The organism is Cryptosporangium minutisporangium (genome assembly GCF_039536245.1).
In the GTDB taxonomy this organism is placed as follows: Bacteria; Actinomycetota; Actinomycetes; order Mycobacteriales; family Cryptosporangiaceae; genus Cryptosporangium; species Cryptosporangium minutisporangium.
The window spans coordinates 19,036-44,252 of the sequence record NZ_BAAAYN010000032.1 but is presented as its reverse complement, the minus strand read 5'-3'; the positions used below and the strand labels follow the sequence as shown (position 1 = coordinate 44,252).

Sequence of the window (25,217 nt, the reverse complement as noted above, 5' to 3'; positions counted from 1 at the left end):
GGCCGGGCGACCGCCAGCCCGGCGCCGGGTGCCGCCGGGGCCGGCCGACGCGCCGCGGGGGGCGGCACGGCCGCGCTGCCGGTGACGCCGTCGGTGCCGGTCGACCGGCTGTCGGGCTTCCTCTCGCAGCCGCCGCGGCTCGACGACCGGGACGAGGCCGAGCTGCTGGGCTGGTGCGTCGACATCGTCCGGCTCGCTCGCCGTAACGGCTACCTCTCCAGCACGGCGGACGCGATCGCGGTGTTCGAGACCTCGATCCTGCTCGCTGGGCTGCGCGGGCGGGCCCGGCCGACCCCGTACGACTTCCAGGACGCGGCCGTCACCTGCATCGAGAAGGACGGCGTACCGGGCCGGCGCGACGTGCGTCGGCTCTGCGAGATCCTGCTGGGCGGTGACCGGATCGGCAGCGTCGGGTACGACGCCCTGCCGCCGCTGGCGCGGGACGTGTACGACCGGCTGGCGCCGCTCGGTCTCGACCTGGAGTCCCGCACGATCCAGCGGGCGCTGCTCGACCTCGCCGGGCGTCCCGAGCTGGTGCCCGCGTCCCGGCTGCTCTGGCGGCTGCGCTACCTGCTGCCCTCGGACGCCGTCCGGCCGATCATGGGCGAGCGGCGGCTCGGCGACGCGGCCTCGCTCCAGGAGAGCTGGGACCTGGCGATCGGCCGGTACCAGCGCTCGCTGATCGAGCTCGGTTACGAGGGCGTCGCGATCGAGCAGGTGCTCGAGCAGCGGCTCCGGCAGGCCGTCCGCGCGACCGACGCCACCGCCGCGACCGCGCTGGCGGCGGTGGAGGACGCGATCCTCTATCTGGACAGCCCGACGTTCGTCGCCGAGCTCGGGGCGCGGGCGGTCGAGCTGCTGGAGGCCGAGCGCACGGTGGACGACGCACCGGTCGTGCTCCGGCGGATCCGCCGGCTGCTCGCGCACTACCGGGCCACCGAACCGGAGCTCCCCGCCTGGTGCGAGCAGTTCGTCACGGTCGGGTACGCGCACTACTGCACGCTGCTGCCGACCGCGTTCGTCGAGGAGCAGACGGGGGTCCGGCAGGTCGCCGCGATGCTCGGGTTCTTGTTCAGCCTGGAGAGCCTCGCGCTGACGCTGGGCTGCGACCGGGCCCAGCTGGAGCTCGCGGTGGCGCAGTCCCACCCGGAGACGCCCGCCAAGCTGGCGCTGGTGTGGGCGGCCGGGACGCAGCTCGGCACGCTCACCCGGGCGCAGCTGCGCAGCCGGTGCGACGAGCTGCTCGACAACCCACTGGTGCTTCCGGCGTTCCCGCAGTACCTGAGCGGGTTCGTGCAGGCGCTGGAGCCGGTGCCGAACCTCGCGCCGTTCGTCGTCGAGGTGCTCTCGAAGGCGTTCGCGCGCCTGCCCGACCCGGTGCTGCTGCCTTGGCTGCCGTCGCTGATCACGACGCTGCGCGATCAGGCTGGCGAGCTCGTCCCCACGCTGGTGCGAGAGGCAGGGCGGACGTTCCCGGGGACGCTGCCTGCGCTCGACGCGTTCGTACCGCCGTGGGAGTCGACGTCCGCGCCGGCCGCCGCCCCGACGTCGACGGTGGCGGCCGGTCCGGTCACCGAGCTGCTCACCGCCCGCCCCGCCACGACCGACGCGGTGGCGGCGCTGCTCGGAGTCGACGCTCCCTGGTCGGAGCCGGGCGCCGCCCCGGGCGACGCCGCGAGCCCGGCGGTGGCCGCGCTGCTCACCGGCTACCCCGCGACGGGGGCGGCGGTCGCCGCGCTGGTTCCTGCCTGACCGGCCCCGCGGGCGTCGTCCACGGTGATCCGTGGCCCGGCATCGATTCACCGGGCCACGGATCGCGGGAAGGGCTGGTGGACCGGGCCGGAACACGGTAGGCCGGACACACGGTCGGGGCCGCTGACCGTCGTCGCGCGGCGCTCGGCCCACGCCTCTGGTGTCCGGAGGAGGTACCGGCATGCTTCCGTGGATCGTGGCCGCCGCGCTGATGGGCGTCGTCGCCGCCTGGCTCGGCGCCGGCCTCCGCGTCGTCGGCGAGGACGTTCCCCGGCGACTGGCTCGCCGGGCCGCCTGGTGGCGACGCTGGGCGTGGCCGGTCGCGGCCGTGTGCACCGCGTCCGCGATCGCCGCCACCTCGGCGGCCCTCGTCTGCTGAGGCGACGGCGACCGGCTACCGAGCGACAACCGGCTACTGGTGGCGCCCGTCTGCTGGAATAAGAAAACGTGGAGCCTCCGCAGGGAACCGACCAGTTCGCGCTACCGTCCAATCATCATGGCCACGAAGCGGATGATTCGGACAGCACTTCTCGGTCTCGTGCTGCTCGCCTCGGCGTGCGGCACCGGCGCCACCGCCGACGTCACGACCGGGGACAGCGGTACACCGCGACCGTCGGAGCAGGCCGTGTCGCCTGACGCGCTGGTACTGCGGGCCGAGTCGGTCGGCGGCTTCGTCCCGGCGACGTTGATCTACGGCCGGATCCCCACCGTGAGCATCTACGCCGACGGTCGGGTGATCACCGAGGGCCCGCAGGTCACGATCTATCCGGCGCCGGCGCTCCCGAACCTGCTCGTGCGGACGATCACCCGGACCGAGATCGACCGGCTGATCGCCGCCGCCCAGCGCGCCGGCGTCGGCAGGCCGACCGACTTCGGCAGTCCCGGCATAACCGACGTGCCGACGACCCGCTTCACGCTCGTCGACGAGGGGCGCACGCTCACCTCCGAGGTCTACGCGCTCGGCGAGACCCCCGAGGACGACCAGAGCCTCACCACCGCCCAGCGGGAAGCCCGGGCCCGGATGCGCGCGCTGCTGGTGACCCTGACCGACCCGGCGGGCTCGCCCAGCGACGAGCGGTACCGCCCGACGGCGGTCGCGACGATAGTCACCGCCTACGGAGCGAACACCGACCAGGACACTCCCCCGCCCGCTCGCGCCTGGCGCGGCGCCGCGCTTCCGGGCCGCGTCGTGGGTCCGGCCGACATGAGCTGCGCCCTGACCACCGGAGCGGCCGTGGATACGGTGCTCGCGGACGCCGCATCCGCCAACGCCGCGACGCCCTGGACGTACGGCGGGCGGCGCTGGTCGCTGACGTTCCGTCCGCTGCTGCCGGACGAGACCGGCTGCGAGTCGCTCGGACGCTGATCGACTGAAGTGGTGAGAAGTTGGCCTCGTCCCGCCCCGGAGGAGGCCAACTTCTCACCAGTCCGTAGTCAGGCGGACTCGCGCGCGTCGATCTCTCCGCGTGCGTCGGCCTGCAGGACCAGCTCCGCCCAGCTGCGGCGGTAACAGGGCCACTCGCCGGGGTAGACGTGGGTGGCCGATCCGCAGTACCGCGGATTCCCCGGGTCGACCACGTGTTCCGCGATCAACGCCCGCGCCGTCTCGACGTCGTCGACGACGTACCGCCGATGCCATCCGAGCGCCCCGCCGGATAACCGTTCGTGCCGGTTGCCGTTCGTTCCCATGCCCCACGCTCCCCGTCCGCTGGCCCCGGGCGCGGCGACACCTCGGCCCCGATACTCGACCGTCGCGCCGCCGGCCTCCGTCCGACCCACGCGAACGACGACCGGCAACGGCGTCACGAGGTTGAACCGTGTCCCGAGAATGAACGGCGAACAGACAATTCGCAACCCGCAGACTGCTCCGACGCATTACCAGTTCTCGCACTCAGATCGAAGCTCCAAAATGCAAGACTGCAGCGGGGACGCGAGCATGCCGGGACGTCGGATGAAGGGAAAACGTCTTCTGTGGACGAAGTCAGCCCCACACTCGCGCGGCGCATGCTCCTCTCGACGTTGCAGCGCCTCCACAAGGCCGACGGGCGTTCCACCGATCTGATCGGCGCCGAGGTGGGCGTCGACGGCTCCACCGTCGCCCGCTGGCTCGCGGGCGGTAAGCGGAGGCTGCGCGCCCACGAGATCCGTGGGCTGTGCGACGTCTACGGCGTGGACGAGGACACCAAGAACCAGCTCGTCCGGCTGGCGCAAGAGGCCGGCAGCCGGGGTGTCACCCAGCGTCTGTCGTGGTTCGCGACCTACCAGTTCGGCATGTTCCTCGACCTGGAGCGGGACGCCAGGCGGGTCGTCACGTTCGAATCCACCGTGGTGCCCGGCCTGCTGCAGACCGAGGGATACGCGCGTGAGGTCATCCTGGCGGGTGCTCCGGCGGCCGAACTGAGCGAGGCGGACGTCCGGGAGCGGGTGCAGTTACGGCTGGAACGGCAACGCATCCTCCGCCGCGACCGCCCGGCCGAGCTGCTGGCGATCCTGGACGAGGCGGTGATCCGCCGCCCGATCTCGGACGCCGACGCGATGCGCGCGCAGCTGGCGCACCTCCTCACCGCCAGCGAGTGGCCGAACGTGACGATCCAGGTCGTCCCGTTCTCGGCCGGGCCGCACGCCGCGGCGGCGACCGGTCCCTTCGTCCTCTTGTCGTTCGACCATTTCGGGGATGCCCCGCGAGAAATCGCGTACGGCGAGAACCCGGTGAATGCCCTCTATATGGAGACGCAAGAGGAAACGGACCGGTATCGCGCTGTTGTTGACTATTTGGTCAGGCAGGCACTGAACCCGGAGGCCTCAGCAGCGATGATCGCCGGTGCGATGGAGGAATACGGATCGCCAAGAGGAGGCGGAACATGATTCCACTCGGACCTGGACTCGACGTGAGCGGAGCCCGGTGGCGGAAGTCCACCAGGAGCGGAACCAACGGCAACTGCGTGGAGATCGGAACGGCGCCCGCCGCGGTCGGCGTCCGTGACACGAAGGACGGGGGCCGCGGCCCGGTGCTCGCCTTCGCCAGACCGGTCTGGGCGGCGTTCCTGGACGGGTGCAAGGCCGGCGAGTTCGACCGGTAGCGACCCGGAAGAGGGCGGCCGGCCCCTCCGAACCCGGAGCCGACCGCCCTCCCCGCGCCGGACTCACACCTCGATGACGAGAGCGCCGCCCCGAACCCAGCCCGCCGCCGGCGCCCGCGTCACACCTCGATGACGAGAGCGCCGCCCCGAACCCAGCCCGCCGCCGGCGCCCGCGTCACACCTCGATGACGAGAGCGCCGCCCCGAACCCAGCCCGCCGCCGGCGCCCGCGTCACACCTCGATGACGAGAGCGCCGCCCTGGCCGCCACCGGCGCACATCGCAGCGACGCCGATGCCGCCGCCGGTGCGCCGCAGCTCGTGGATGAGCGTGGTCACCATCCGCGCGCCCGAAGCGGCGATCGGGTGCCCCAGGCTGCAGCCGCTGCCGGAGAAGTTGACGGTCTCCTCGTCCAAACCGAAGTGACGGCAGGCCGCGACCGGCACCGACGCGAACGCCTCGTTGATCTCCCACAGCCGGACGTCACCGGTGGTCAGACCGGCCCGGTCGAGCACCTTGTCGATCGCCCGCAGCGCGCCGACGCCGGTCAGCTTCGGGTCGATACCGACCGACGCCCAGGCCCGCACCGTCGCCAGCGTCTGGATGTTTTCCGCGGCGGCGAGTTCGGCGCTGGTCACGGTGACCGCCGCAGCGGCGTCGTTGGTGCCGCTGGCGTTGCCCGCGGTGATCGAGAAATCGGGGATCTCGGGGTGCAGCACCTTCAGCGACGCGAGCCGCTCGGCGCTGGTGTCGCGCCGCGGGTGCTCGTCCACCGCGAACTCCACCACGGAGCCGTCCAGCGTCGAGACCTTGATCGGCACGATCTCGTCGACGAACTTGCCCGCGTCGATCGCGGCGACGGCCCGCTGATGCGACCGGAGCGCCCACGCGTCCATGTCTTCGCGGGTGAGCCCGAACTCCTGCGCGGTGTTCCAGCCCACGGTGATCGACATGTCGGTGTTCGGCGCGTCGGCCGAGTTGGGGTGGGTGCCCGGGTACCAGTTCTCCACCTCGTCCACCGTGCCCGGCACCCGACGCTTCAGCCGCGGCATCAGGGACGTCGCCTGGACGCCGCCGGCGACGACGATCTTCTCCATGCCGCTGACCACCCCGGCCGCCGCCAGGCCGATCGAGGACAGGCTGCCGGTGCAGTGCCGGTTGACCGCGAGCCCGGGGACGCCGGTCATCCCGGCCACCACCGCCGCGTACCGGGCGACGTCGCCGCCGCCGTAGAGCGACTCGGCGAAGATGACGTCGTCCACCCGCTCCGGGTCGATCCCCGAGCGCCGTACGGTCTCGGTGAGGATCGCGACCGCGAGATCTTCCGCGGGCGTCTGCGCCAGCGTGCCCTTGCGCGCCGTCCCGATCGCGGTCCGGGCCGCGCTGACGATGACTGGCTGGGCGCCCAGAACTGATCGGGTCATGTCTTCAACCTCTTCCTCGAGGGCTTCGTGGACGCCCGAAAGGGCTGACCAACGGCGTAACTGTAGCCTTTACCGGTAAGTCAACAGTAGGCTGCGGACAACGCGCCGTGGAAGGTGCACGAGTCGTCTTTCGACGTGCGCTGGGCCACGTTGACAGGTCTCGGGTCCCGGAGCATCCCCGCGGATCGCACGCGGCCTTCCGTACCAAAGGAGAGAGAACGTGGAGCTGACCGGATCGTCCGCACTCGTCGTCGGTGGAGCCGGAGGGTTCGGTGCGGCCACCGTGCGTCGCCTCCATGCCGCAGGCGCCCGCGTGGTCATCGCCGACCTCGCCGAGGAGAGCGGCAAGGCGCTCGCCGCTGAACTGGGCGAGAACGCGCTCTACGTGCACACCGACGTGACCAGCGAGGAGTCGGTCGACGCCGCGGTCGCCTCCGCCGTCGAGCTCGGGCCGCTGCGCGCGAACGTCATCGTCCACGGCGGTCCTGCGGCCGGCCGGCGGATCATCAACCGCCAGGGCGAGCCGTACCCGACCGCGACGTTCCGGCGGACCGTCGAGATCTTCCTGGTCGGCACGTACCACGTGCTCAGCAAGGCCGCGGCGGCGATGTCGAAGAACGAGCCGCTGGACTCGGGGCAGCGTGGGGTCGTGATCACCACCGCGAGCATCGCCGGGTTCGAGGGCCAGGTCGGCCAGTCCGACTACTCGGCCGCGAAGGGCGGCGTGATCGGGATGACGCTGACCGCATCGCGCGACCTGGCGCCGATCGGCGTCCGGGTCATGTGCATCGCGCCCGGCGTGTTCTACACGCCCGCGTACGGGTCGATGACGAAGGAGCAGGCGCAGGAGCGGTTCGGCAGCAACATCCCGAACCCGAAGCGGCTCGGCGAGCCGGACGAGTACGCGAAGCTCGCGTTGTCGATCGTCGACAACGACTACCTGAACGGCACCACCATCCGCATCGACGCCGCGCAGCGCTTCAACATCTAGTCGGGCGGCCCGCCCAGGGGGCGAGCCTGGCGTCCGTCGCGAGGCCACCTCGACCCCGCTGGTGATTCCACGCGCTCGCGCGCAGGCACCGACCTCGCCCCGGGCGGGCTCCACGGCATACACGCGCCCCCGACAGCGCGATACCCCGCCGGACGGCGAACCTCCCGAAAACACGCCGCCGCCCCGAGCGCGCGGTGGCTCTCGGGAAAGACCACGCCACCCCGGATGCGGACGGAACGGCTTTTCGGGAAGACCACGCCGCACGGACGAACGCGGGGCGAGTTTTCGGGAAGACCACGCCATCCGCGGCCGCGTGAGGTTGCCTTTCGGGAAATTCGCCCCGCGCCCCGCGCCCCGCGCACGGCGGCGCGGAGCGGAGCGGTGCGTGCGACTTCCCGAAACCTCTCCCCGGAAGGCGTTCAAGCACGCCGGGCGCGTCAGGCTACGGAGTTCGCCTGGGTGGTGGGCTCGGTCGCGAGCAGGGGACGCAGGCCGCGAAGGATGTTCGTGATCCCGAACTCGAGCTCGCTCGACGGGTCGTCGGGTGCAGCGGTGGACAGCGGCGGCGCGTACCGGCCCTTGCGCTCGACCAGCAGGAAGCCCTGCGTGTAGACGGACAGCGTGAAGAACGCGTGCTGCACCAGCGCATCCGGCAGCCCGGCGGCGGCCAGCGCGGTGAACAGCTCCTGCGCCCGCGGCCACGACCGGGCGGTCGTCTCGTCGCCGGACGCGCCGATCTGCCGGACGATCAGATCGCAGGCGAGCTCGTCGGCGGCGAGCAGCCGGTGGTAGTCGAGGAAGAAGTTGCGGAGCAGCTCCTCCCAATCGTCACCGCGCAGTGGCGGCATCCGCTCGTAGAACGAGGAGAGCGCCGCCTCGGTCATCGCCACGACCAGCTCCCGCTTGGTGCGGAAGTACCAGTAGATGCTGGTGACGCCGACGTCGAGGTGCGCGGCCAGCTGAGGGATGCTCCACTGCTCGAGCGGAGTGTCGCGAAAGAAGTCGAAGGCCCCCGCGATGATGTCGGTCGGGTTGATCGAGCCGCGGGGTCGCCGCGCTCGCGCCGACTTCTCCGCTTTGCCCGCCGCGGACGGCATGGTGTGACCTCCCAGCTCGCACTGGAACCGGCGCAGCACACCGCTCCGGTACCGACCGGAAAAGTCTACCGGAAGGCCTGCGGCAAGCGGGCGGGCCGGTCGAGGTACCCGGGCGCCCCGGTCAGCGGGACAGGATCACGGCTTGGGAGGTCTGCACGACGGGCACACCGGCCGGTGTCCGGAACTCGGTCATCGCGTGCGCGTGCCCCTCGGCCGGCAGCTCGCCGCCGCCCGTACCCACCCGTCCGAGCGTCAGACCCGTCCCGTGCCCGGCGGGCGCGAGGAAGGCGACCGTTGACGCCACTACGGTGGCCCGCTGGCCGCGGCTGTCCGCCGGCACGGTGAGCGCCGCACCGAAGTAGGCCAGGAGCGCTCGACCGGTGGTCGGATCGACCGAGAGCCGATCGCCGAGGGCTCCGGCCGCGAGCATCGTCGGAAGGTCCGGCGGGACGAGCCCGCTCGCTCCCACTTCCCGCGCACCGATGGGCACCGCCGGACGAACGGCAAACCGCGCTGCGGGACGAACGGCAACGGACGCCGCCGGACGGTCACCGGCCCGCCCGGACGCCACCCCGACGACGTCGGCCGCCGCCGGAACGTCCGGCGTCAGCAGCACGATCGCGTGCCCGTGTCGACGCCGCGGGCCCCGGGCGGAGTCGCGCTGGTCCACGGTCAGCTGGGCCGTCACGTCACCGGACGGGCCGCGGTGTACGGCGTCGACCACGATCCGCACCGAGCGCCGGGCCGACGGAAGCGCGCCCGGCGACCACGAGACCAGTCGCACCCGACACTCCGGGACGCTGCGCTCGGCGGCCGTCACCAGCGCGGCGACGAGCTGCGCAGCGGGGAAGGCAGGCCAGTCGGGGTCCGCGGCCATGGCCAGAAAGTGATCCGTGCCGACCCGCCAGAGGTTCAGCGAGCGGAGGAGCTGATCGACGCCCGGTGATAACCAGGCGTCCGCGGCGACACCGCCGGCAGCCGCTCGGGGCGGGTCGGCTACCGCTCGCAACGGTCGTACCGCAGTCATCCCGCCTCCCGCAGTCTTGCTCCGGACGCCGTTCCGGCGCACCTCCAGTCACTCATATGATTAGATGGTCGTCAATATTTCGATCGATCGAACAGAGGGCGCCCATGAACGTTCTCCCCCTCGGGATCCCGCGATGAGCTGGGTAGACGTCGGCCTGCTGCTGATCCGGCTCAGCCTCGGCGCCACCCTGCTGATGCACGGCTGGAATCACTGGTTCGGCGGCGGCAAGATCGCCGGCACCGCCGGCTGGTTCGAGAGCCTGGGGCTGCGGCCGGGCACCTTCCAGGCGTGGGCCAGCGTGGTCACCGAGCTGGCCGCCGGAGCCGGGCTGATTCTCGGTCTGCTCACGCCGTTGGCCTGCGCCGCGACGATCGGCGTCATGGCCGTCGCCGCGATCGTCGCGCACCGCCCGAACGGCTTCTTCGTCTTCCGGGACGGGTATGAGTACGTCCTGATGATCGCGGTGGTCTCGGCCGGGCTCGCGGCGATCGGACCGGGGCGGATCTCGGTCGACCACGCGCTCGACATCGAGATCACCGGGCTGGCCGGCCTCCTCGTCGCGGTCGTCGCCGGGCTCGGTGGCACCGCGCTGCTCCTCGCGACGACCTGGCGCCCGAAGCGCGTGCCGTCCGACGCTCCCTGAGCGACGCATCACCATACATTGACATTCGTCTAACAAGAAACTTAGCGTCTGGACGATTCGCCAGACGACGGCAGGAGCACGATGAACCTCCTCACCCTGCTCGACATGACCGTCGCCGGCCACGGCGACCGAACCCTTCTCGGCACCGCGCAGACCGGTCTGACCGGCCTCGACCTGCAGCAGCGCGCTCGCGTCGGGGCTGCGCACGTGCTCGCGTCGGGCGCGCGGACCGTGGTCTACCTCGGCGAGAACGGCATCGGCTTCCCGATCGCGCTGTTCGCCGCCGCCACCGCCGGCGTGCCGTTCCTCCCGCTGAACTACCGGCTTTCCCACGAGCAACTGGTCGACGTCGTCGCGGCGCAGGACCAGCCCTACGTCATCACCGCCGACTCCACGATCACCGCGGGCGGCGCCGTCACCGTGGACGAGTGGCTGACCCTGACCCAGGGCACCGCGCCGGACGTCACCCTGCCGCCCGAGCCGGATCCGGACGCGGAGGCCGTGCTGCTGTTGACCAGTGGCACCACCGCAGCGCCGAAGAGCGCCGTGCTCCGCCACCGCCACCTCGCGGCGTACGTGCTGGACACCGTGGAGTTCAGCGGCGCCTCCCCCACCGACGCGGTCGTCGTCAGCGTGCCGCCGTACCACATCGCGGCCGTCGCGAACCTGCTGTCGAACCTCTACAGCGGACGGCGGATCGTCTACCTGGACAAGTTCACGCCGGAGGGCTGGCTCCGCACGGTCGCGGACGAAGGCATCACCAACGCGATGGTGGTGCCGACGATGCTGTCCCGGATCGTCGACGTGCTGGAGGCCGGCACCGTGGCGGCGCCGCCCACGCTGCGCTCGCTCTCCTACGGCGGCGCACCGCTCGCCCCGTCGATCCTGGAGCGTGCGCTGAGGCTGCTGCCGGACGTCGGGTTCGTCAACGCGTACGGGCTGACCGAGACGTCGTCCTCGATCGCGGTGCTCGGGCCGGACGACCACCGCGCCGCCGCCGCGAGCGACGACCCGGCGGTTCGCGCGCGGCTCGGGTCGGTCGGGCGTCCGCTGCCGAGCGTCGAGATCCAGATCCGGAACACCGACGGAGCGCCGGCCGCGCCCGGCGAGATCGGCGCGATCTTCGTCCGCGGACCGCAGGTCGCCGGTGAGTACCGCCAGGGCGGCAGCCGGATCGACGCCGACGGCTGGTTCCCCACCCGGGACGAGGGCTACCTCGACGCGGACGGTTACCTGTTCGTCCGGGGGCGCGCGGACGACACGATCATCCGCGGCGGCGAGAACATCGCACCCGCCGAGATCGAGGAGGCGATCCACCAGCTGCCCGGGGTCGCCGAGGCCGTCGTGGTGGGGATCCCGGACGAGGAGTGGGGCCAGCGGATCGGCGCGTTCGTCATCGCCCGGCCGGGTGCGGACCTCACCGAGGACGGCGTGCGGGAGTTCGTCCGGAGCCGGCTGCGCACGTCCAAGACGCCGGACGTCGTCACGTTCGTCGAGGACCTGCCCAGGACACCCACCGGCAAGATCCTCCGCCGCGAACTCGTGAAGTAGGCACCCCGACCAACCGGAGCGCCCGGTCCACTCGGTGAGTGGACCGGGCGCCCGGGCACCCGCGAGACTGGCTCCACGGAACGCTTCCCGGGAGCCGACGATGAACCCTTTCACCCTCCGGCCTTCGCCACGGTCCAGCGACCTCAGCAGCCACCGGTCGAAATGAGTTCACCGGTGACGAACGCGGCCCAGCGGACACGGTGGAACGGCGATACGGGGCGGCGCTGGCTCGCCGAGCGCGCCCGGCACACAGCGGTCCGCCGACGGCTCGTCCCCCAGTTACTGCGGGCGGCGGCTCTCCGGGCGGGCGACCACGTGCTCGACGTCGGCTGCGGGTGCGGCGACCTCACGATCGAGGTGGCCCGGCGGGTCGGCCCGGCCGGGCGCGTCGTCGGCCTGGACTTCTCCGCGCCGCTGCTCGAGGTCGCGCGCCGTGAGGCCCGCGACGCCGACCTGCGGTGCGTCTCGTTCGTGCACGGCGACGCCCAGGTCCACCCGCTGCCTGCTGCCGCCTACGACGTGGTGATCAGCAGCTTCGGCGTCATGTTCTTCGACGACCCCGCAGCGGCGTTCGCCCGGTTCCGCACGGCACTGCGGCCGGGCGGCCGGCTGGTGTTCCTGTGCTGGCAGAGCGAGGACCGCAACGAGGTGTTCTCGATTCCGCTGCACGCCGTACGGGACTGCGGTGGCAGGCCGGTCCCCGACCCCGATCCGTTCGCCGACCCGGAGTGGATCGCCACCCTGCTCACGAGCGTCGGATTCGCCGACGCGCGGGTCCAGCCGGTGCACCAGCCGGCCCGGCTCGGCTCCGACGTTCCCGACGTGCTGGCGTACGTGACCACGACGTCACGGGTGCGCGCGTTGCTGGCCGCACTGGACGACGCTCCGGCGGATCGGGCGCTCGCCGCGATGGCGGCCCGGTTCGACGCGCGCCAGCGGCCGGACGGCGTCTGGGTGCGGGCTTCGGCCTGGCTCGTCACCGCCGGATGACGGACGCGGGGCAGCCCACGGAGGGGCCACCCCGGCCGTCCCGTCGCGTCAGGCGCGGCCCTGCTCCACCTGGTTGAACGGCACGTCCCGGCCCGTCATCCCCGCCGCGTCAGGCGCGGCCCTGCTCCACCTGGTTGAACGGCACGTCCCGGCCCGTCATCCCCGCCGCGTCAGGCGCGGCCCTGCTCCACCTGGTTGAACGGCACGTCCCGGTCGGCCGCGTACTCGCGCGGCATCCCGAGCACGCGCTCGCTGATCACGTTGCGCGCCATCTCCGTGCTGCCGCCGCCGAGGCTCCCGGCCTGCCGGTTGAGGAAGAACTCGCCGACCTGGCCGGGGCCGTGGTCGCCCACCGGGCCGGTCACCGCCGCACCGCCGGCGATCTCCAGGCGGATGTCGCTGTCGCGCCAGTCGGTCTCCGCGTGGAACAGGCGGGTCATCGACGCCGACGGCCCCGGGAGGTGTCCACCGGCCAGCCCCGCCATCACCCGCCGCACCAGGTGGTCCTGCACGAGGTGGTTGGCGCGCGACTCGCCGATCAGCTCACGCACCTTCGGGTCGTCGACCCGGCCCACGGCCCGGGCCAGCGCCTGCAGCGGCTGGTCCGCCGCGGACGCGATGCCCCGCCCGACGCCGCTGATGTACGGCGAGCCGCCGCCCATCGCCGTGCGCTCCCAGTACAGCTGCCGGGACGCCACGGCCCAGCCGCCGTTGACCTCGCCGACCACCGCGTCGGCGGGCAGCATGACGTCGTCGAAGAACTCCTCGCAGAACTCCGTCGAACCGTTCACCTGCCGGATCCGCCGGATCGTGACCCCCGGCGCCTTGACCGGCACCAGGAACATCGTCAGCCCGGCGTGCTTCGGCACCGACCAGTCGGTACGCACCAGGCAGAGCCCGTAGTCCGCGGCGTACGCGCCGGAGCTCCAGATCTTCGCGCCGTTGAGGATCCAGACGTCACCGTCCCGCTCGGCCTTGGTCGTGACCCCGGCGAGGTCGGAGCCACCGCGTGGCTCGGAGAGGAACTGCACCATGAGCTCGTCGCCGCGCAGCGCACCGCCGATGCGGTCCCGCTTCTGCTGCTCGCTGCCCATGTCAAGGATCGTGGCCGCGCAGATGGCCAGCGTCGGGACGTTGATCCGGAGCGGCATCTCGTACGGCGCCGACTCCGCGCTGAACGCCCGCTGGTGCTCCCGAGTCAGCCCCAGGCCGCCGTACTCGCGCGGGAACCCGATGCCGGCGAAGCCGCCGTCCCAGAGCTTCCGCTGGAGTTCCTTGGTACGGGCCCAGGACGCGTCGTCGTTCTCCGGGTCGTCCAGGCTCGCGTCCCGGTCCTCCAGGCGCGGCATGTTCTCGGCGAGCCACTCCCGGGCGCGGAGCCGGAAGTCCTCGACGGGCTGGACGGATTCAGTGCTCATGCGGACACACCTTCCGAGGCGATGACGAGATCGGCGAGCGCACGCCGGTGCTCCTCCGGCGTTCCGTAGAGCGCCCGGTTGACGGTGGCGCGCCGGAGGTAGAGGTGCAGGTCGTGCTCCCAGGTGACGCCGATACCGCCGTGCAGCTGGACGCAGTCCTGGATGATGTCGGTCGCCTTGGAGCCGACGTACGAGGCGGCCGCGGCGACCAGCTCGGCCGCGTCCCCGGAGCGGTCCTGCACGGCTCGACCGGCCGCCGACACGATGCCGTGGCAGGCCTCGAGCCAGGTCTTCATGTCCGCGAACCGGTGCTTGAGCGCCTGGTAGGACGCGAGCGGCCGCCCGAACGAGTACCGGTCGAACGCCCACGCGATCGTGAACTCCAGTACCCGGTCGACCGCACCGGCGGTCTCCGCGCTCTGCAGCACCGACGCGATCAGCCGCTGCCGGTCGACGAGCGGCGCCGCCGCACCCAACCGCCCCACCAGCGCGGTGGCCGGCACCTGGACGTCGTCGAGGTGGAGCTCACCGAAGCGGCGGACCAGGTCGAGCGACCACGACGGCTCGACCCGCAGGCCGGGCGCGTCCGCGGGCACCAGGAACTGGGTCAGGCCCTCGGGCGCGCGCACGGTCACCAGGAACAGGTCGGCCGCCTCAGCCGCCTCCACCCGGTCCTTGACGCCGCTCAGCGTCCAGCCGTCGTCGGTCGGGGTCGCGGTGACACTCGGGTCGTCCGGTGTCCAGCCGCTGCCCGGCTCGTAGACCGCCCAGGTCCCGATCGTCTCCCCGGCCATCAGGCTCTCGACGGTGGACTCGTGTCCACCGGCCTCCACCAGCGCGGACAGCACGACGTTGACGGGGAGCAGCGGACCGGGCGAGACCAGCCGCCCCATCTCCTCCGCGACGATCAGCAGGTCGAGCAGGCCGGCGTCGGACACGCTGCCGCCGCCCTGCTCCTCGGGGACGAGCAGCGCGGTCCATCCGAGCTCGGCGCCCCGGGTCCACCAGTCCCGAGCGAAGCCGTGCGGACCGGTGGACAATTCCCGGACGGTGCTGAGAGGTACCTCGGTGTCGAGGAACTTCTTCGTGGTCGCCCGGAAGAGTTTCTGGTCCGGGGTGAGCTCAAAATCCATGAAACTCCTCCAGGGAGGGACCTCATCGGCCCCCGATGCTTTGACAGTTCTGAAATTATGCAGGAGTTCGGTCCGCGTCAAGGCGCGCCGACGGCGGCGGCGAGAGAGGGACCCCGTGGAGAAGGCACCTGGTTTTAGCTCGGCGCAGGACGCGGCCGCGCGGTTACGGGCGGTCGACTACCTTCCGGACGACCGGATCGCCGGCACCGTCCACCTGGCCGCGCGGATGGCCAAACCGATCCTCGTCGAAGGGCCCGCGGGCACCGGCAAGACCGAGCTGGCCAAGTCGGTGGCGAAGGCCACCGGCGCCCGTCTGATCCGCCTGCAGTGCTACGAGGGCCTGGACGAGTCCAAGGCGCTCTACGAGTGGGACTTCCGCAAGCAGTTGCTGCGTATCCAGGCCACCGGGGCCGGTGCGGACACAAACCTCGACGACCTGTTCGACGAGGCGTTCCTGCTCGCTCGCCCGCTGCTCGCCGCGATCCGGGCGGAGGACCCGGTCGTCCTGCTGGTCGACGAGGTGGACCGGCTGGAGGTGGAGACCGAGGCGCTGCTGCTGGAGGTGCTCTCGGACTACCAGGTCTCGGTGCCGGAGCTGGGCACGATCACCGCGCGCCGGACACCGCTGGTGTTCCTCACCTCGAACGCGAGCCGTGACCTGTCCGAAGCGCTCAAGCGTCGGTGCCTGTTCCTGCACCTGGACTACCCCGATCCGGAGCGGGAGCGGGACATCATCCTGGCCCGCGTCCCCGGCATCTCCGAGCGGCTCGCCGCGCAGGTGGCCGACGTCGTCCGATCGTTGCGGGCGATGGACCTCAAGAAGCGCCCGTCGGTCTCCGAGACGCTGGACTGGGCCCGGGCGCTGGTGCTGCTCGCCGAGGACGTCGGGGACACGATCACCGACGCCACGGTGAAGAACTACTTGCACGTGCTATTGAAGAACCAGAGCGACATCGTTCGCGCGACCACCGAATTCACCGGAGCGTCGGCATGAGTGTGCTGCTCGTCCACGGCGCCGGCTCGTCGATCGACCACAACTTCCGGCGCATCGGCTGGATCGACCTGCTCGAGGCCGCCGGGCGCACGGTGATCGGCTACCACCTCCCCGGCCACGGCGACGGCCCGCCGCCGGACCAGGCGCGCGGCGAAGAGATCGTTGACGACCTGGTCAGAAGGCTGGAGGGCGTCGGGCCGGTCGACGCGGTCGGCTTCTCGGCCGGAGCGCAACTGCTCGCCGCCACGGCCTCCCGGGACCCCAGCCGCTTCCGGCGGCTCGTGCTGCTCGGTGTCGGCAACGGGGTGCTGCGGCCGAATCCGGCCGGGCCGCTCCGGCTGGCGGCGGCGCTCGCCGACGAGGACGAGGACGGGGGCGTCGGCCGCCTGTTCCGCCGGATGGCCCGGTCGGCCGGGAACGACGTCGACGACGTGCGTCGCTACCTGGAGATCCCGAAGCCCGCGGTCGACCCGGACGCTCTCGCCAAAGTCGACGCGAAGGTCCTGGTCCTGCTCGGCGACCGGGACTTCAATGCGCCCGCCGACGACCTGGCCGCCGCGTTCGGCCAGGCGGCCCTGCGGGTGCTGCCGGGGGTGGACCACTTCGGGCTCGCCTCCGACGTCCGGTGCCTGGACGCCGTACTGGCCTTCCTCGACACCCCGGACGGCGGCGACTGATGCTCGCCGCGGTGGAGCACCTGGTCGCGGAGCTGCGCACGATCGGGCTGCCGATCTCGGTCAGCGAGCAGATCGACGCGGTCCGCGCCCTGGAGCACGTCGACGTCGGCCGCCGGGCCGAGGTGCAGGTGGCGCTGCGGACCGCGATGGTCAAGACCGCCGCGCACGAGCACGCTTTCGACACGGTCTTCGATCTGTTCTTCCGCCCCGCAGCCGACCCGTCATCGGGTTCCGGGCCGGGCCCGGTACTCACCACGCTCGACGACGACGCCCTGCGCGCGCTGCTGCTCGACGCGTTGCGCGCCGGCGACGTCACGCTGCAACGGGCCCTCGCCGCCGTCCTGGTCGACCGGCACGCGGACGTCCAGCCGGGTCGTCCGGTCGCCGGAACCTACTACCTGTACCGGACGATGCGCGCGGTCGACGCCGACCGCCTGGTCACCGAGCTGCTCACCGACGAGGTGGACGGCGCGCTGGACGCCCGGCTGCGGACCGAGCACGCCGAGGCGGCGGTGCAGGCGTTCCGGATCGAGGTCGAGGCGGAGATCCGTCGCCGGCTGGTGGCCGATCGAGGCGCGGCCGCGGTCGCGAAGACGCTGCGCACACCCCTCCCCGAGGACGTGGCGTTCCTCACCGCCTCCGCGAAGGAGATCGCGAGGCTGCGGGAGATCGTGGATCCGCTCGCCCGGGTGCTGGCCGCGCGGCTCGCCCAGCGGCGACGACACCGCCCCACCCACCGCCCGGACGTCCGACGCACGGTGCGGAGGGCGCTGTCGACCGGCGGTGTTCCGGCCACGGTCGTGTACCGCCCGCCGCGTCCGCCGAAGCCCCGGCTCGTGGTGCTCGCGGACGTCTCCGGATCGGTGTCGACGTTCGCGACGTTCACGCTCTACCTGGTCTCCGCGCTGCGGGACGCGTTCGCGTCGGTGCGGACGTTCGTCTTCGTCGACGGGGTGGACGAGGTCACCGACCTCCTCGCGACCGAGCCCGACCTCGCCGCGGCGACCCGCCGGATCAACACCGAAGGGCTGGGCGTCTGGCTGGACGGCCACTCCGACTACGGCCACGCCCTCGAGGATTTCGACGCCGCCTGGGGGGCGCAGATCACCAGCCGGACCACGGTTCTGATCCTCGGCGACGCCCGCGCGAACTACCACGCGCCGCGCGCGGAGATCGTCGGGCGGCTGCGGGCGCGAGCGGCCCAGCTGTACTGGCTCAATCCCGAGTCGCGGGGGGCCTGGGACAGCGGCGACTCGGTGATCGGACAGTACGCGCCACACTGCGACGAGGTAGTCGAGTGCCGCACGACGCGCCAGCTCAAAGCGTTCATCGACGACCTCGGGTGACGAACCCGTTGACCGATCGATTCCAGACCAGTAGAAATTTAGGCAAGTATCTAAGCACCTGTACGCATCGAGGCGCACGGTCGCCACGGGAGGTCCGATGAGAACGAACGTGTCCGACGCCATGCGCGGCGCGCTCGGCAACCTGTTGACCCGTCGGATCAGCCATCCGGTGTCCGAGTCCGACATCCGCCGCTGGGCGCTGGCCGTCTACTGGCCGGAGAAGCCGCCGCGGGTCTTCGTCGACGCCGCACACGCGCCCGAGGAGTTCAACCCGTTCGCCTGGGCGGTCGCGGCCAGCGAGTCCACCGGAAAGGCCACCTCGGACGCGAACGCCGCCGACCGCACCGAGCAGCTGGCCGGCGTCCCAGGGCCGGGTCTGCAGTTCCAGCTCAACGGCGGGATGGAGTCCGAGTACGGCACGCCGATCCGTCCCGGTGACGTCATCACCAGCGAGAACCGCTTGGAGTCCTACTCCGAGCGGGAGGGACGGCTCGGGCTGATGCTGTTCACGGTCACCGCGGACACCTGGACGAACCAGGACGGCGCGGTCGTCAAGCGCACCCGCAGCACGCTGATCCGGTATTGACGGGGAGGACTCCGATGACCCAGCAGATAAGTGTGGCGCCGACGGTCGGCGAGGAGCTGCCGCCGTTCGTCCGGGAGACCGGCTTCGCCGCCTGGAACCGGTACGCCGCGGTGAACGACGAGTTCGTCCCGATCCACATGGACGACGAGGCCGGGCGCGCGGCCGGTTACCCGACCGCGTTCGGGATGGGCAACCTGCAGTGGTCGTACCTGCACGTCCTGGTGCGCGAGTGGGTGGCCGGCCGGGGCCGGATCGCCCGGCTGTCGTGCCAGTTCCGCAACCCGAACCTCAAGGGTCAGACGGTGACCGCGCGAGGCGTCGTCTCGGCGGTCAACGAGGACGACGGTGTGATCAGCGCCGAGCTGAAGATCTGGACCGAGACGCAGGACGGCACGGTGCTCGCGCCCGGCACGGCCACGGTCGTCTTCGAGTGACGCTGCCCGCTGCGTGACAACAAGGTGTGGTGTCGGCCGACGCCGACACCACACTTCGTTGTCGGCCCCCAGAAAGCGGCCCCGGCGTGGCGGCCACTCGCGGCAGCCCCAGAGCGCGGCGGCCCCAGAGCGCGGCGGCCCCAGAGCGCGGCGGCCCCAGGGCGCGGCGCAGACATGCGAAAGGGCCCGTGCGATTCGCACGGGCCCTCGTCGCGATCGCTCACCAGGTGAGCAGCGTGACCTCGGTTTCGCGGCCCTCGTCGCCGGCCGCCTGGCGGAGCCGGGTCGTGGTGCCACTCCGCCGACGGCGGATCGGCGTCGGCTTGTGCTCGAGCTGGCCGCCGTCGCCGACCGGCCGTGGCTCGGGCGCCAGTGCCCAGACGTCGTCGATCAGCCCGCGGAGTACGTCTCGCCGCAGCGTGTAGAAGAAGTTCCGACCCTGCTTGCGCGTCGAGATCAACCCGGCCTGGCTCAGGATCTTCGTGTGGTACGAGATGCTGGGCTTCGAGATCGGCAGGGTCTCTTCGAGCGTGCTGCAAGCAAGCTCGTCCGTGGCAGCCATCTGCTGCACGATGCTCCAGCGGATCGGGTCGCCCAGGGCCTTGAAAACCTCGGTCGCGCTCACCGCGTCGGCGGAAGGTGGAGTCACCGAATTTGCTCCTCACTGTGCCGGGCCTTGGCCCTGGCTAGTGCTCGGCGTCGTCGATGCCTATACGGCCTGCGCGGGCAGCGCCGCACTAGACTCCCTCGGCTAGCGCCTCGACATTCGTTTAAATATCAATATACGCCGTCCCGCCCAGTGGACGTCGACCCGCGTGGCTGTTCGATTGTTCGACATCTTGGTGTGGATTGTCACAAGCCGCGGAAGTTTGGCGAGCGTCGGTGCCGCCTGGCTTCGATGCCTTCGTGGAGGTCCGCCGTCGTCATCGTCACCGGCTGGGCGAGCGCCTCCCACTGCAGGGACGCCTCCAGCCCGTGCGCCGCCTGTTCCAAGCCGGCCTTGGTGAGTCGGGTGGCGATCGGTGCGGCGCCGGCGATCTGCTCGGCGATCTTCAGGGAGTGCGCGAGGACGTCGTCGGCGACGCCGCCGATCAGTCCCCACTCGAGCGCCTCCTCCGAGAACACCTCCCGGCCGGTGTAGAGCATCTCCCGTGCCCTGGACACCCCGATCGCCTCCTGGAGCAGCCAGGTCGCGCCCATCCCGGCGTGCGTACCGAGGTAGATGAACGGCGTGCTGAACATCGCGCCGGGGCCGGCGTACCGGAGGTCGCAGGAGAGCGCCAGGCAGACCGCCGCGCCGACCACCGGGCCGTTGATCGCGGCGATCACCGGGAACGGCAGCGACCGGGGGCGCAGCCAGGTCCGGTAGAACGGCAGCATCCGGTCGCGCAGCCGATCGGTGGTGACGTCGTGCCCGGCGGCCTGGTCGAGCCAGGAGAGGTCGGCACCGGAGCAGAACGAACTCCCGGCACCGGTGACCACCGCGACCCGGGTGTCCCGGTCGGCCGCGACCTCCTCGATCGCAGTGCCCCAGGCGGCGGTCATCTCGCCGGTCATCGCGTTGCGCACCTGGGGCCGGTTGAGCGTGAGCAACCGGACGCCCGGTGTGGGCTCGCTGATCAGCACCGCGTCGTCCGTGGCCATCTCTCCTCCGATCGCGGCGCAGGCCGCGCGCCCGTGGTACTCGCCCGCCATTCCCGGCGGGAGCGTCTCGCTCCGCGCACCCTACCGCCGCGCGGCATCGTTCCCGCAGATCGCGGGCCCGCTGCGCCGCCGGTGGCGGTACCCGGCGCTGAGGGCCGACCGCGACCGGCGGATCAGATCGCCAAGCCGACCAGCTTCTCGTCCAGGTACTCGCCGATGCCCTGCGCCCCGCCCTCGCGGCCGAGGCCGCTCTCCTTGGTGCCGCCGAACGGCGCGGCCGCGGCGGTCGGGTTGATGTCGTTGATCCCGACGATGCCGAAGCGCAGCCCTTCCGACACACGCACGGCCCGTCCGATGTCCTGGGTGTAGACGTAGGACGCCAGGCCGTAGGTGGTGTCGTTCGCGGCCTGGATCACCTCGCGCTCGTCGTCGAACGGCAGCACCGCGGCGATCGGGCCGAACGTCTCCTCGCGGTAGACGGCCATCTCGGGGGTCACGTCCGCGAGCACGGTCGGAGCGAAGAAGTAGCCGCCGTCCAGCCCGGCCCCCTGCAGCCGCTGACCGCCGGTGAGCACCCGCGCACCCTTCGCGTGGGCGTCCGAGACGTGCCGCTCCATCTTGGCCAGCGCGTCGGCGTCGATCAACGGACCGATGCCGACCGCCGGGTCGAGTCCGGAGCCGGCCCGCAGCGCGCCGACGCGCTCGCAGAGCGCCTCGACGAACCGATCGTGGATCGAGCGCTGGACGTAGATCCGGTTCGGGCAGATGCAGGCCTGGCCGGTGTTGAGGAACTTCACCAGCGCCGCGCCCTTGGCGGCCCGCACCGGATCCGCGTCGTCGAACACCAGGAACGGCGCGTGACCGCCGAGCTCGAGCGACACCCGCTTCATCGTCGCGGCCGCCCGCGCGGCCAGCTGCTTGCCCACCTCGGTGGAGCCGGTGAACGTGAGCTTGCGGACGGCCGGCGATTCCAGGAAGACGTCTCCGGTCGTCACCGGGTCGCTGGTGGTGACCAGGTTGACGACGCCGGCCGGCAGCCCGGCGTCGTGGAAGATCTGGAACATCGCGACCGCGCACAGCGGGGTCTGCTCGGCGGGCTTGAGGACGATCGTGCAGCCGGCCGCGAGCGCCGGCGCGACCTTCCTGGTGATCATAGAGATCGGGTAGTTCCACGGCGTGATCGCCGCGACCACACCGACCGGCTGACGCAGCACGGTGAAGCGCTGGTCGGCGCGCGCGGACGGGATCGTGCTGCCGTAGACGCGCTTCGCCTCCTCGGCGTACCAGGCGAGGAAGTCCGCGCCGTAGCGCACCTCGTTGCGCGCCATCTTCAGCGGCTTGCCTTGTTCGCGGGTCATCAGCAGGGCCAGGTCGTCGGCGCGCTCGAGCATCAGGCGGTGTGCCGCGGTGAGGAAGTCGGCCCGCTGGTACGCCGTCCGCGCCGCCCAGGGCTCGAAGGCCGCGACCGCCGCCTCCACCGCCGAAACGGCGTCGCAGCGGTCGGCGTCGGCGACCCGGCCGATGACCTCGCCGGTTGCCGGGTCGGTCACCGCGAACGTGCGACCGTCCGCCGCGTCCTTCCACGCACCGTCGAGGTACAGGGTGCCCGTGAGGAGAGGGCCTCCGGTCACAGAGTCAGCTGTCTCGTCCATCAGAGCGACCCGCAATCAAAGCGTCGATACTTTTGCAACCACCTAACGATAACGGACGGCGCGGGCCGCGACGGCGGTCCGGCCGGAATCGCCCGCAGTGGGACGCGACCGACGCGTCCGGCGTCGCGCAGGGAATCGCCATCGGTGACCTACACGATCTTGTCCGGTCCAGGCCACTCCGGTATAGATACATTGACAACATTCAAAATAAGCGGCCGTTCGAGGAGTACGCGTGCAGATAAAGCGGGTGGCCGTGATCGGCTGCGGCACGATGGGTGGGGGCGTCGCGCAGGTGGCGGCCCAGCGCGGGTACGAGGTGGTCGTCGTCGAGAAGGACGCGGCCGCCGTCGAGGCCGGGCAGCAGAAGGTCGTCGCCGGCCTGGACCGTCAGCTCGGACGCGGCCGGATCAGCGCGGACGACAAGCAGGCCGCGCTCGACAAGCTCCGGTTCGGCACCGACCTCGACTCGATCACCGAGGCGGACCTGGTCGTCGAGGCGGTCTACGAGGACGTCGCACTCAAGCAGGACCTGCTCCGCCGGATCGACGAGCTCGTCGGCCCCGAGACGCTGATCGGCTCGAACACCTCGACGATTCCGCTGGTGATCCTCGCCGGCGCGACGCAGCGCCCGGAGGCGATCGTCGGCCTGCACTTCTTCAACCCGGTGCCGGTGATGAAGCTGGTCGAGGTGATCAAGACCCCGCTCACGCTGCCCGCGAACATCGACGCCTTCGTCGCGTTCGCGAAAGACCTGGGCAAGACGCCGGTGCTGATCAACGACGTCCCCGGCTTCGTCGGCAACCTGCTCGTCGTGCCGTTCCTGCTCGACGCGATCCGGGCGTTCGAGCGCGGGGTCGCGCCGATGGAGTCCATCGACGAGGTCCTCCAGCTCGGCTTCAACCACCGGATGGGGCCGTTCCGGCTGGCCGACCTGATCGGGCTGGACATCGTGCACGACATGGCCGCGTCGATGTACGAGGAGTACAAGGACCCGAAGTACTTCCCCCCACCGCTGCTGAAGCAGTACGTCCGGCTCGGCTGGTTGGGCCAGAAGACCGGCCGTGGGTTCTACACCTATGACAGCTGAGCTCGCATCCCCCGCCGGCCGGGACGACGTCGAGGGTGCCGCACTGAGCCTCCGCGAGGAGTGGGACGCCGACCTGCGGTCGGCGGATCCGCTGCGCTTCCCCGAGTACCGGGCTCCGGCCGCGGCGGACGAGTCCGTCCGCACCGGCGTCGTGGAGCTGGACGGGGTCGAGGCCGCGCTCGTCGAATGCCGGTTCGACCGGCACGGCGGCACGATGGGCGTGGTGGCCGGTGAGCGCATCGTCCGCGCGTTCCGCCGGGCGACCGACCGCCGTCTGCCGGTCGTCGCGTTGGTCGCCAGCGGCGGGGCCCGCCTGCAGGAGGGCATGTTCTCGCTGGTGCAGATGGGGCGAACCGCATCCGCCGTCGCCGACCACGCCGCGGCCGGGCTGCTGTCGGCCGCGGTGCTCCGCTCCCCCACGACCGGCGGGGTGTACGCGTCGTGGGCGTCGCTGACCGACCTGAGGGCGGCCGAGCCGTCCGCGACGATCGGCTTCGGCGGTCCGCGGGTCGTCGCACAGGTGACCGGCTCCTACCCGCCCGCCACGTCGCACACCGCCGAGTCGGCCCACGCGCACGGCCTGGTGGACGCCCTGGTCGCACGTCCGGACCAGCGGAGCTGGCTGGCCGCGGCGATCGGCGCGGCGCCGGGCGCGGCACTGCGGGTGCCGCCGGGGCGTCCGCGCTACCCGGACGCCTGGCCGCGTCCCGCGACCACCCGTGCGGACGACGAGCCGCGCGACGCGGCGGCGGGCGGCGCTTGGACGGCGGTGACCGGTGCTCGCGCGGCGAGCCGCCCGTCGGGCCTGGAGTGGGCGGCGATGCTCACCGACGGCTGGGTGGAGCTGCGCGGTACCGACCGCGGCGTCCGGGCCGGCCTCGCGACGCTGGACGGCGACCGCGTCGTCGTGGTGGCGATGGACCGGCACGGCAACCCGCACCCGGGACCGGCCGCGTTCCGGCTGGCCCAGCGTGCGATCCGATTGGCCGACCGGCTCGGCCTGCCGGTGCTGACGCTCGTCGACACGCCCGGCGCCGATCCGTCGCCGCCGTCCGAGGCCGGCGGTGTGGCCGCCGAGATCGCCCGCACGCTGCTCGCCGCCGCCGAGCTGCGCACGGCCAGCGTCGGGCTGGTGGTCGGCGAGGGCGGTAGCGGCGGCGCCCTCGCGCTCGCCCACACCGACCGGTTGCTGGTGCTGCGCGGCGCCGTCTTCTCGGTGATCGGGCCGGAGGCCGGTGCCGCGATCCTCTACCGGGACGCGTCCCGCGCTCCCGAGCTGGCGGCGAGCTTCCGGCTCACCGCCGGCGAACTGGCCCGCGCCGGGCTCGTCGACGAGGTGGTCGACGAGAAGCCGGCCGCCGTCCGGGCCGCGGTGCTCGCCGCGCTGGCCACCGCCCGGCCGGGCGACCGCACCACCCGAACCACCCGCGCCACCGCGTCGGCCCTGGCGCGGTAACCCTCTCCAGATGGAGGTCGTAATGGCCAAGACATTGCTGCTCGCCTGGTCGACGCCGGTGTCCGAGGAAGCGGTCGACGAGTTCCACCGCTGGTACGAGGAGACCCACGTCCCCGAGCTGCGCGCAGCGGTCCCGTCGATCACCGCAGCGAACCGTTACCGGCTGCGCCCGATCGGGCCCGGCCCGGCGGCACCGGCGGCCGGCCGGTTCCTGTGCGTGTACGAGATCGACGAGGC

General features: G+C 72.0%; 25 protein-coding genes and 1 pseudogene. 17 read left to right on the top strand and 9 right to left on the bottom strand.

Features of this window, described 5'->3' with window-relative positions:
- From ABEB28_RS24870 to ABEB28_RS24860, 3 genes are all read left to right on the top strand, one after another.
- Nucleotides 1-1,752 (top strand): DUF5682 family protein (locus ABEB28_RS24870; RefSeq protein WP_345730611.1); only part of this gene is annotated, 1,752 nt, incomplete at its 5' end.
- Between the two features lie 181 nt (nt 1,753-1,933).
- Nucleotides 1,934-2,131: a hypothetical protein gene (locus ABEB28_RS24865; protein ID WP_345730610.1), complete on the top strand. Its 198-nt coding sequence runs from the start codon at nt 1,934-1,936 to the stop codon at nt 2,129-2,131.
- Nucleotides 2,132-2,248: 117 nt separating this feature from the next.
- On the top strand, nt 2,249-3,118 hold the full coding sequence (locus ABEB28_RS24860; RefSeq protein ID WP_345730609.1) for a hypothetical protein: 870 nt from the start codon (nt 2,249-2,251) through the stop codon (nt 3,116-3,118).
- A gap of 68 nt (nt 3,119-3,186) precedes the next feature.
- On the opposite strand, the gene ABEB28_RS24855 is transcribed toward ABEB28_RS24860, so the two are convergent.
- Complete coding sequence (locus tag ABEB28_RS24855) at nt 3,187-3,441, bottom strand: hypothetical protein (RefSeq protein WP_345730608.1); 255 nt, start codon at nt 3,439-3,441, stop codon at nt 3,187-3,189.
- Nucleotides 3,442-3,756: 315 nt separating this feature from the next.
- On the opposite strand from ABEB28_RS24855, the gene ABEB28_RS24850 reads away from it, so the two are divergent.
- On the top strand, nt 3,757-4,617 hold the full coding sequence (locus ABEB28_RS24850; RefSeq protein ID WP_345730607.1) for a helix-turn-helix domain-containing protein: 861 nt from the start codon (nt 3,757-3,759) through the stop codon (nt 4,615-4,617).
- Nucleotides 4,614-4,832, top strand: a complete 219-nt coding sequence (locus ABEB28_RS24845) for a DUF397 domain-containing protein (RefSeq protein ID WP_345730606.1) — start codon at nt 4,614-4,616, stop codon at nt 4,830-4,832. The genes ABEB28_RS24850 and ABEB28_RS24845 overlap by 4 nt, the downstream gene beginning before the upstream one ends.
- Nucleotides 4,833-5,063: 231 nt before the next feature.
- Here the strand turns inward: ABEB28_RS24845 and ABEB28_RS24840 are convergent, their stop codons facing one another.
- Nucleotides 5,064-6,254 (bottom strand): thiolase family protein, encoded by a 1,191-nt coding sequence (locus ABEB28_RS24840; protein WP_376981739.1) that lies wholly within the window; start codon nt 6,252-6,254, stop codon nt 5,064-5,066.
- Nucleotides 6,255-6,474: 220 nt separating this feature from the next.
- Between ABEB28_RS24840 and ABEB28_RS24835 the strand changes: the two genes are divergently transcribed.
- Nucleotides 6,475-7,245 carry an SDR family NAD(P)-dependent oxidoreductase gene (locus tag ABEB28_RS24835; RefSeq protein ID WP_345730605.1) on the top strand — a complete coding sequence of 257 codons (771 nt, stop codon included), beginning with the start codon at nt 6,475-6,477 and terminating at the stop codon, nt 7,243-7,245.
- 437 nt (nt 7,246-7,682) lie between these two features.
- On the opposite strand, the gene ABEB28_RS24830 is transcribed toward ABEB28_RS24835, so the two are convergent.
- Both ABEB28_RS24830 and ABEB28_RS24825 read right to left on the bottom strand, forming a co-directional pair.
- Entirely contained in the window at nt 7,683-8,342 is a 660-nt protein-coding gene (locus tag ABEB28_RS24830; RefSeq protein ID WP_345730604.1) for a TetR/AcrR family transcriptional regulator, read from the bottom strand.
- Nucleotides 8,343-8,463: 121 nt separating this feature from the next.
- Nucleotides 8,464-9,369, bottom strand: a complete 906-nt coding sequence (locus ABEB28_RS24825; RefSeq protein WP_345730603.1) for a hypothetical protein — start codon at nt 9,367-9,369, stop codon at nt 8,464-8,466.
- Nucleotides 9,370-9,502: 133 nt separating this feature from the next.
- On the opposite strand from ABEB28_RS24825, the gene ABEB28_RS24820 reads away from it, so the two are divergent.
- The 3 genes from ABEB28_RS24820 (at nt 9,503) to ABEB28_RS24810 (ending at nt 12,553) form a co-directional block, all read left to right on the top strand.
- A complete protein-coding gene (locus ABEB28_RS24820) occupies nt 9,503-10,012 on the top strand; it encodes a DoxX family protein (RefSeq protein ID WP_345730602.1) in 510 nt (169 codons plus the stop codon).
- A gap of 81 nt (nt 10,013-10,093) precedes the next feature.
- A complete protein-coding gene (locus ABEB28_RS24815; RefSeq protein ID WP_345730601.1) occupies nt 10,094-11,563 on the top strand; it encodes a class I adenylate-forming enzyme family protein in 1,470 nt (489 codons plus the stop codon).
- Between the two features lie 174 nt (nt 11,564-11,737).
- Nucleotides 11,738-12,553, top strand: coding sequence for a class I SAM-dependent methyltransferase (locus tag ABEB28_RS24810; protein WP_345730600.1), 816 nt, complete (start codon nt 11,738-11,740; stop codon nt 12,551-12,553).
- Nucleotides 12,554-12,723: 170 nt separating this feature from the next.
- Here ABEB28_RS24810 and ABEB28_RS24805 read toward each other — a convergent pair whose 3' ends face one another.
- Together ABEB28_RS24805 and ABEB28_RS24800 are read right to left on the bottom strand one after the other, a co-directional pair.
- Complete coding sequence (locus tag ABEB28_RS24805) at nt 12,724-13,971, bottom strand: acyl-CoA dehydrogenase family protein (RefSeq protein ID WP_345730599.1); 1,248 nt, start codon at nt 13,969-13,971, stop codon at nt 12,724-12,726.
- The gene (locus ABEB28_RS24800; protein ID WP_345730598.1) at nt 13,968-15,104 is read right to left on the bottom strand and encodes an acyl-CoA dehydrogenase family protein; all 1,137 of its coding nucleotides are present in this window, start codon (nt 15,102-15,104) and stop codon (nt 13,968-13,970) included. The genes ABEB28_RS24805 and ABEB28_RS24800 overlap by 4 nt, the downstream gene beginning before the upstream one ends.
- A gap of 115 nt (nt 15,105-15,219) precedes the next feature.
- Here ABEB28_RS24800 and ABEB28_RS24795 point away from each other — a divergent pair, with 115 nt between their 5' ends.
- The 5 genes from ABEB28_RS24795 to ABEB28_RS24775 all read left to right on the top strand — a co-directional run bounded on the left by ABEB28_RS24795 (nt 15,220) and on the right by ABEB28_RS24775 (nt 19,141).
- Nucleotides 15,220-16,098, top strand: a complete 879-nt coding sequence (locus ABEB28_RS24795; protein WP_345730597.1) for an AAA family ATPase — start codon at nt 15,220-15,222, stop codon at nt 16,096-16,098.
- The gene (locus ABEB28_RS24790; protein WP_345730596.1) at nt 16,095-16,775 is read left to right on the top strand and encodes an alpha/beta fold hydrolase; all 681 of its coding nucleotides are present in this window, start codon (nt 16,095-16,097) and stop codon (nt 16,773-16,775) included. Before ABEB28_RS24795 ends, ABEB28_RS24790 begins: the two co-directional genes overlap by 4 nt.
- Complete coding sequence (locus ABEB28_RS24785) at nt 16,775-18,121, top strand: VWA domain-containing protein (protein ID WP_345730595.1); 1,347 nt, start codon at nt 16,775-16,777, stop codon at nt 18,119-18,121. The genes ABEB28_RS24790 and ABEB28_RS24785 overlap by 1 nt, the downstream gene beginning before the upstream one ends.
- 97 nt (nt 18,122-18,218) lie before the next feature.
- Nucleotides 18,219-18,707 carry an FAS1-like dehydratase domain-containing protein gene (locus tag ABEB28_RS24780; RefSeq protein WP_345730594.1) on the top strand — a complete coding sequence of 163 codons (489 nt, stop codon included), beginning with the start codon at nt 18,219-18,221 and terminating at the stop codon, nt 18,705-18,707.
- Nucleotides 18,708-18,721: 14 nt separating this feature from the next.
- A complete protein-coding gene (locus ABEB28_RS24775) occupies nt 18,722-19,141 on the top strand; it encodes a MaoC/PaaZ C-terminal domain-containing protein (RefSeq protein ID WP_345730593.1) in 420 nt (139 codons plus the stop codon).
- Between the two features lie 220 nt (nt 19,142-19,361).
- On the opposite strand, the gene ABEB28_RS24770 is transcribed toward ABEB28_RS24775, so the two are convergent.
- The 3 genes from ABEB28_RS24770 to ABEB28_RS24760 all read right to left on the bottom strand — a co-directional run bounded on the left by ABEB28_RS24770 (nt 19,362) and on the right by ABEB28_RS24760 (nt 22,437).
- Nucleotides 19,362-19,790, bottom strand: a complete 429-nt coding sequence (locus ABEB28_RS24770; RefSeq protein WP_345730592.1) for an ArsR/SmtB family transcription factor — start codon at nt 19,788-19,790, stop codon at nt 19,362-19,364.
- Between the two features lie 203 nt (nt 19,791-19,993).
- Nucleotides 19,994-20,785: an enoyl-CoA hydratase/isomerase family protein gene (locus tag ABEB28_RS24765; RefSeq protein ID WP_345730591.1), complete on the bottom strand. Its 792-nt coding sequence runs from the start codon at nt 20,783-20,785 to the stop codon at nt 19,994-19,996.
- A 173-nt stretch (nt 20,786-20,958) separates the two neighbouring features.
- Nucleotides 20,959-22,437 carry an NAD-dependent succinate-semialdehyde dehydrogenase gene (locus ABEB28_RS24760; protein WP_376981734.1) on the bottom strand — a complete coding sequence of 493 codons (1,479 nt, stop codon included), beginning with the start codon at nt 22,435-22,437 and terminating at the stop codon, nt 20,959-20,961.
- 232 nt (nt 22,438-22,669) lie between these two features.
- On the opposite strand from ABEB28_RS24760, the gene ABEB28_RS24755 reads away from it, so the two are divergent.
- The 3 genes and pseudogenes from ABEB28_RS24755 to ABEB28_RS24745 all read left to right on the top strand — a co-directional run.
- On the top strand, nt 22,670-23,524 hold the full coding sequence (locus tag ABEB28_RS24755; protein WP_345730589.1) for a 3-hydroxyacyl-CoA dehydrogenase family protein: 855 nt from the start codon (nt 22,670-22,672) through the stop codon (nt 23,522-23,524).
- Nucleotides 23,514-24,980 (top strand): carboxyl transferase domain-containing protein, encoded by a 1,467-nt coding sequence (locus tag ABEB28_RS24750; RefSeq protein WP_345730588.1) that lies wholly within the window; start codon nt 23,514-23,516, stop codon nt 24,978-24,980. The genes ABEB28_RS24755 and ABEB28_RS24750 overlap by 11 nt, the downstream gene beginning before the upstream one ends.
- A 22-nt stretch (nt 24,981-25,002) precedes the next feature.
- Nucleotides 25,003-25,217 (top strand): annotated as a pseudogene (locus tag ABEB28_RS24745) (DUF4286 family protein); the annotation flags it as partial.

Bases quoted from the DNA above. Each gene is read 5' to 3' on its own strand.
- ABEB28_RS24865 (WP_345730610.1), top strand. From the start codon at position 1,934: ATGCTTCCGTGGATCGTGGCCGCCGCGCTGATGGGCGTCGTCGCCGCC.
- ABEB28_RS24860 (WP_345730609.1), top strand. From the start codon at position 2,249: ATGGCCACGAAGCGGATGATTCGGACAGCACTTCTCGGTCTCGTGCTG.
- ABEB28_RS24855 (WP_345730608.1), bottom strand. From the start codon at position 3,441: ATGGGAACGAACGGCAACCGGCACGAACGGTTATCCGGCGGGGCGCTC.
- ABEB28_RS24850 (WP_345730607.1), top strand. From the start codon at position 3,757: ATGCTCCTCTCGACGTTGCAGCGCCTCCACAAGGCCGACGGGCGTTCC.
- ABEB28_RS24845 (WP_345730606.1), top strand. From the start codon at position 4,614: ATGATTCCACTCGGACCTGGACTCGACGTGAGCGGAGCCCGGTGGCGG.
- ABEB28_RS24840 (WP_376981739.1), bottom strand. From the start codon at position 6,254: ATGACCCGATCAGTTCTGGGCGCCCAGCCAGTCATCGTCAGCGCGGCC.
- ABEB28_RS24830 (WP_345730604.1), bottom strand. From the start codon at position 8,342: ATGCCGTCCGCGGCGGGCAAAGCGGAGAAGTCGGCGCGAGCGCGGCGA.
- ABEB28_RS24825 (WP_345730603.1), bottom strand. From the start codon at position 9,369: ATGACTGCGGTACGACCGTTGCGAGCGGTAGCCGACCCGCCCCGAGCG.
- ABEB28_RS24820 (WP_345730602.1), top strand. From the start codon at position 9,503: ATGAGCTGGGTAGACGTCGGCCTGCTGCTGATCCGGCTCAGCCTCGGC.
- ABEB28_RS24815 (WP_345730601.1), top strand. From the start codon at position 10,094: ATGAACCTCCTCACCCTGCTCGACATGACCGTCGCCGGCCACGGCGAC.
- ABEB28_RS24805 (WP_345730599.1), bottom strand. From the start codon at position 13,971: ATGAGCACTGAATCCGTCCAGCCCGTCGAGGACTTCCGGCTCCGCGCC.
- ABEB28_RS24800 (WP_345730598.1), bottom strand. From the start codon at position 15,104: ATGGATTTTGAGCTCACCCCGGACCAGAAACTCTTCCGGGCGACCACG.
- ABEB28_RS24790 (WP_345730596.1), top strand. From the start codon at position 16,095: ATGAGTGTGCTGCTCGTCCACGGCGCCGGCTCGTCGATCGACCACAAC.
- ABEB28_RS24785 (WP_345730595.1), top strand. From the start codon at position 16,775: ATGCTCGCCGCGGTGGAGCACCTGGTCGCGGAGCTGCGCACGATCGGG.
- ABEB28_RS24780 (WP_345730594.1), top strand. From the start codon at position 18,219: ATGAGAACGAACGTGTCCGACGCCATGCGCGGCGCGCTCGGCAACCTG.
- ABEB28_RS24775 (WP_345730593.1), top strand. From the start codon at position 18,722: ATGACCCAGCAGATAAGTGTGGCGCCGACGGTCGGCGAGGAGCTGCCG.
- ABEB28_RS24765 (WP_345730591.1), bottom strand. From the start codon at position 20,785: ATGGCCACGGACGACGCGGTGCTGATCAGCGAGCCCACACCGGGCGTC.
- ABEB28_RS24760 (WP_376981734.1), bottom strand. From the start codon at position 22,437: ATGGACGAGACAGCTGACTCTGTGACCGGAGGCCCTCTCCTCACGGGC.
- ABEB28_RS24750 (WP_345730588.1), top strand. From the start codon at position 23,514: ATGACAGCTGAGCTCGCATCCCCCGCCGGCCGGGACGACGTCGAGGGT.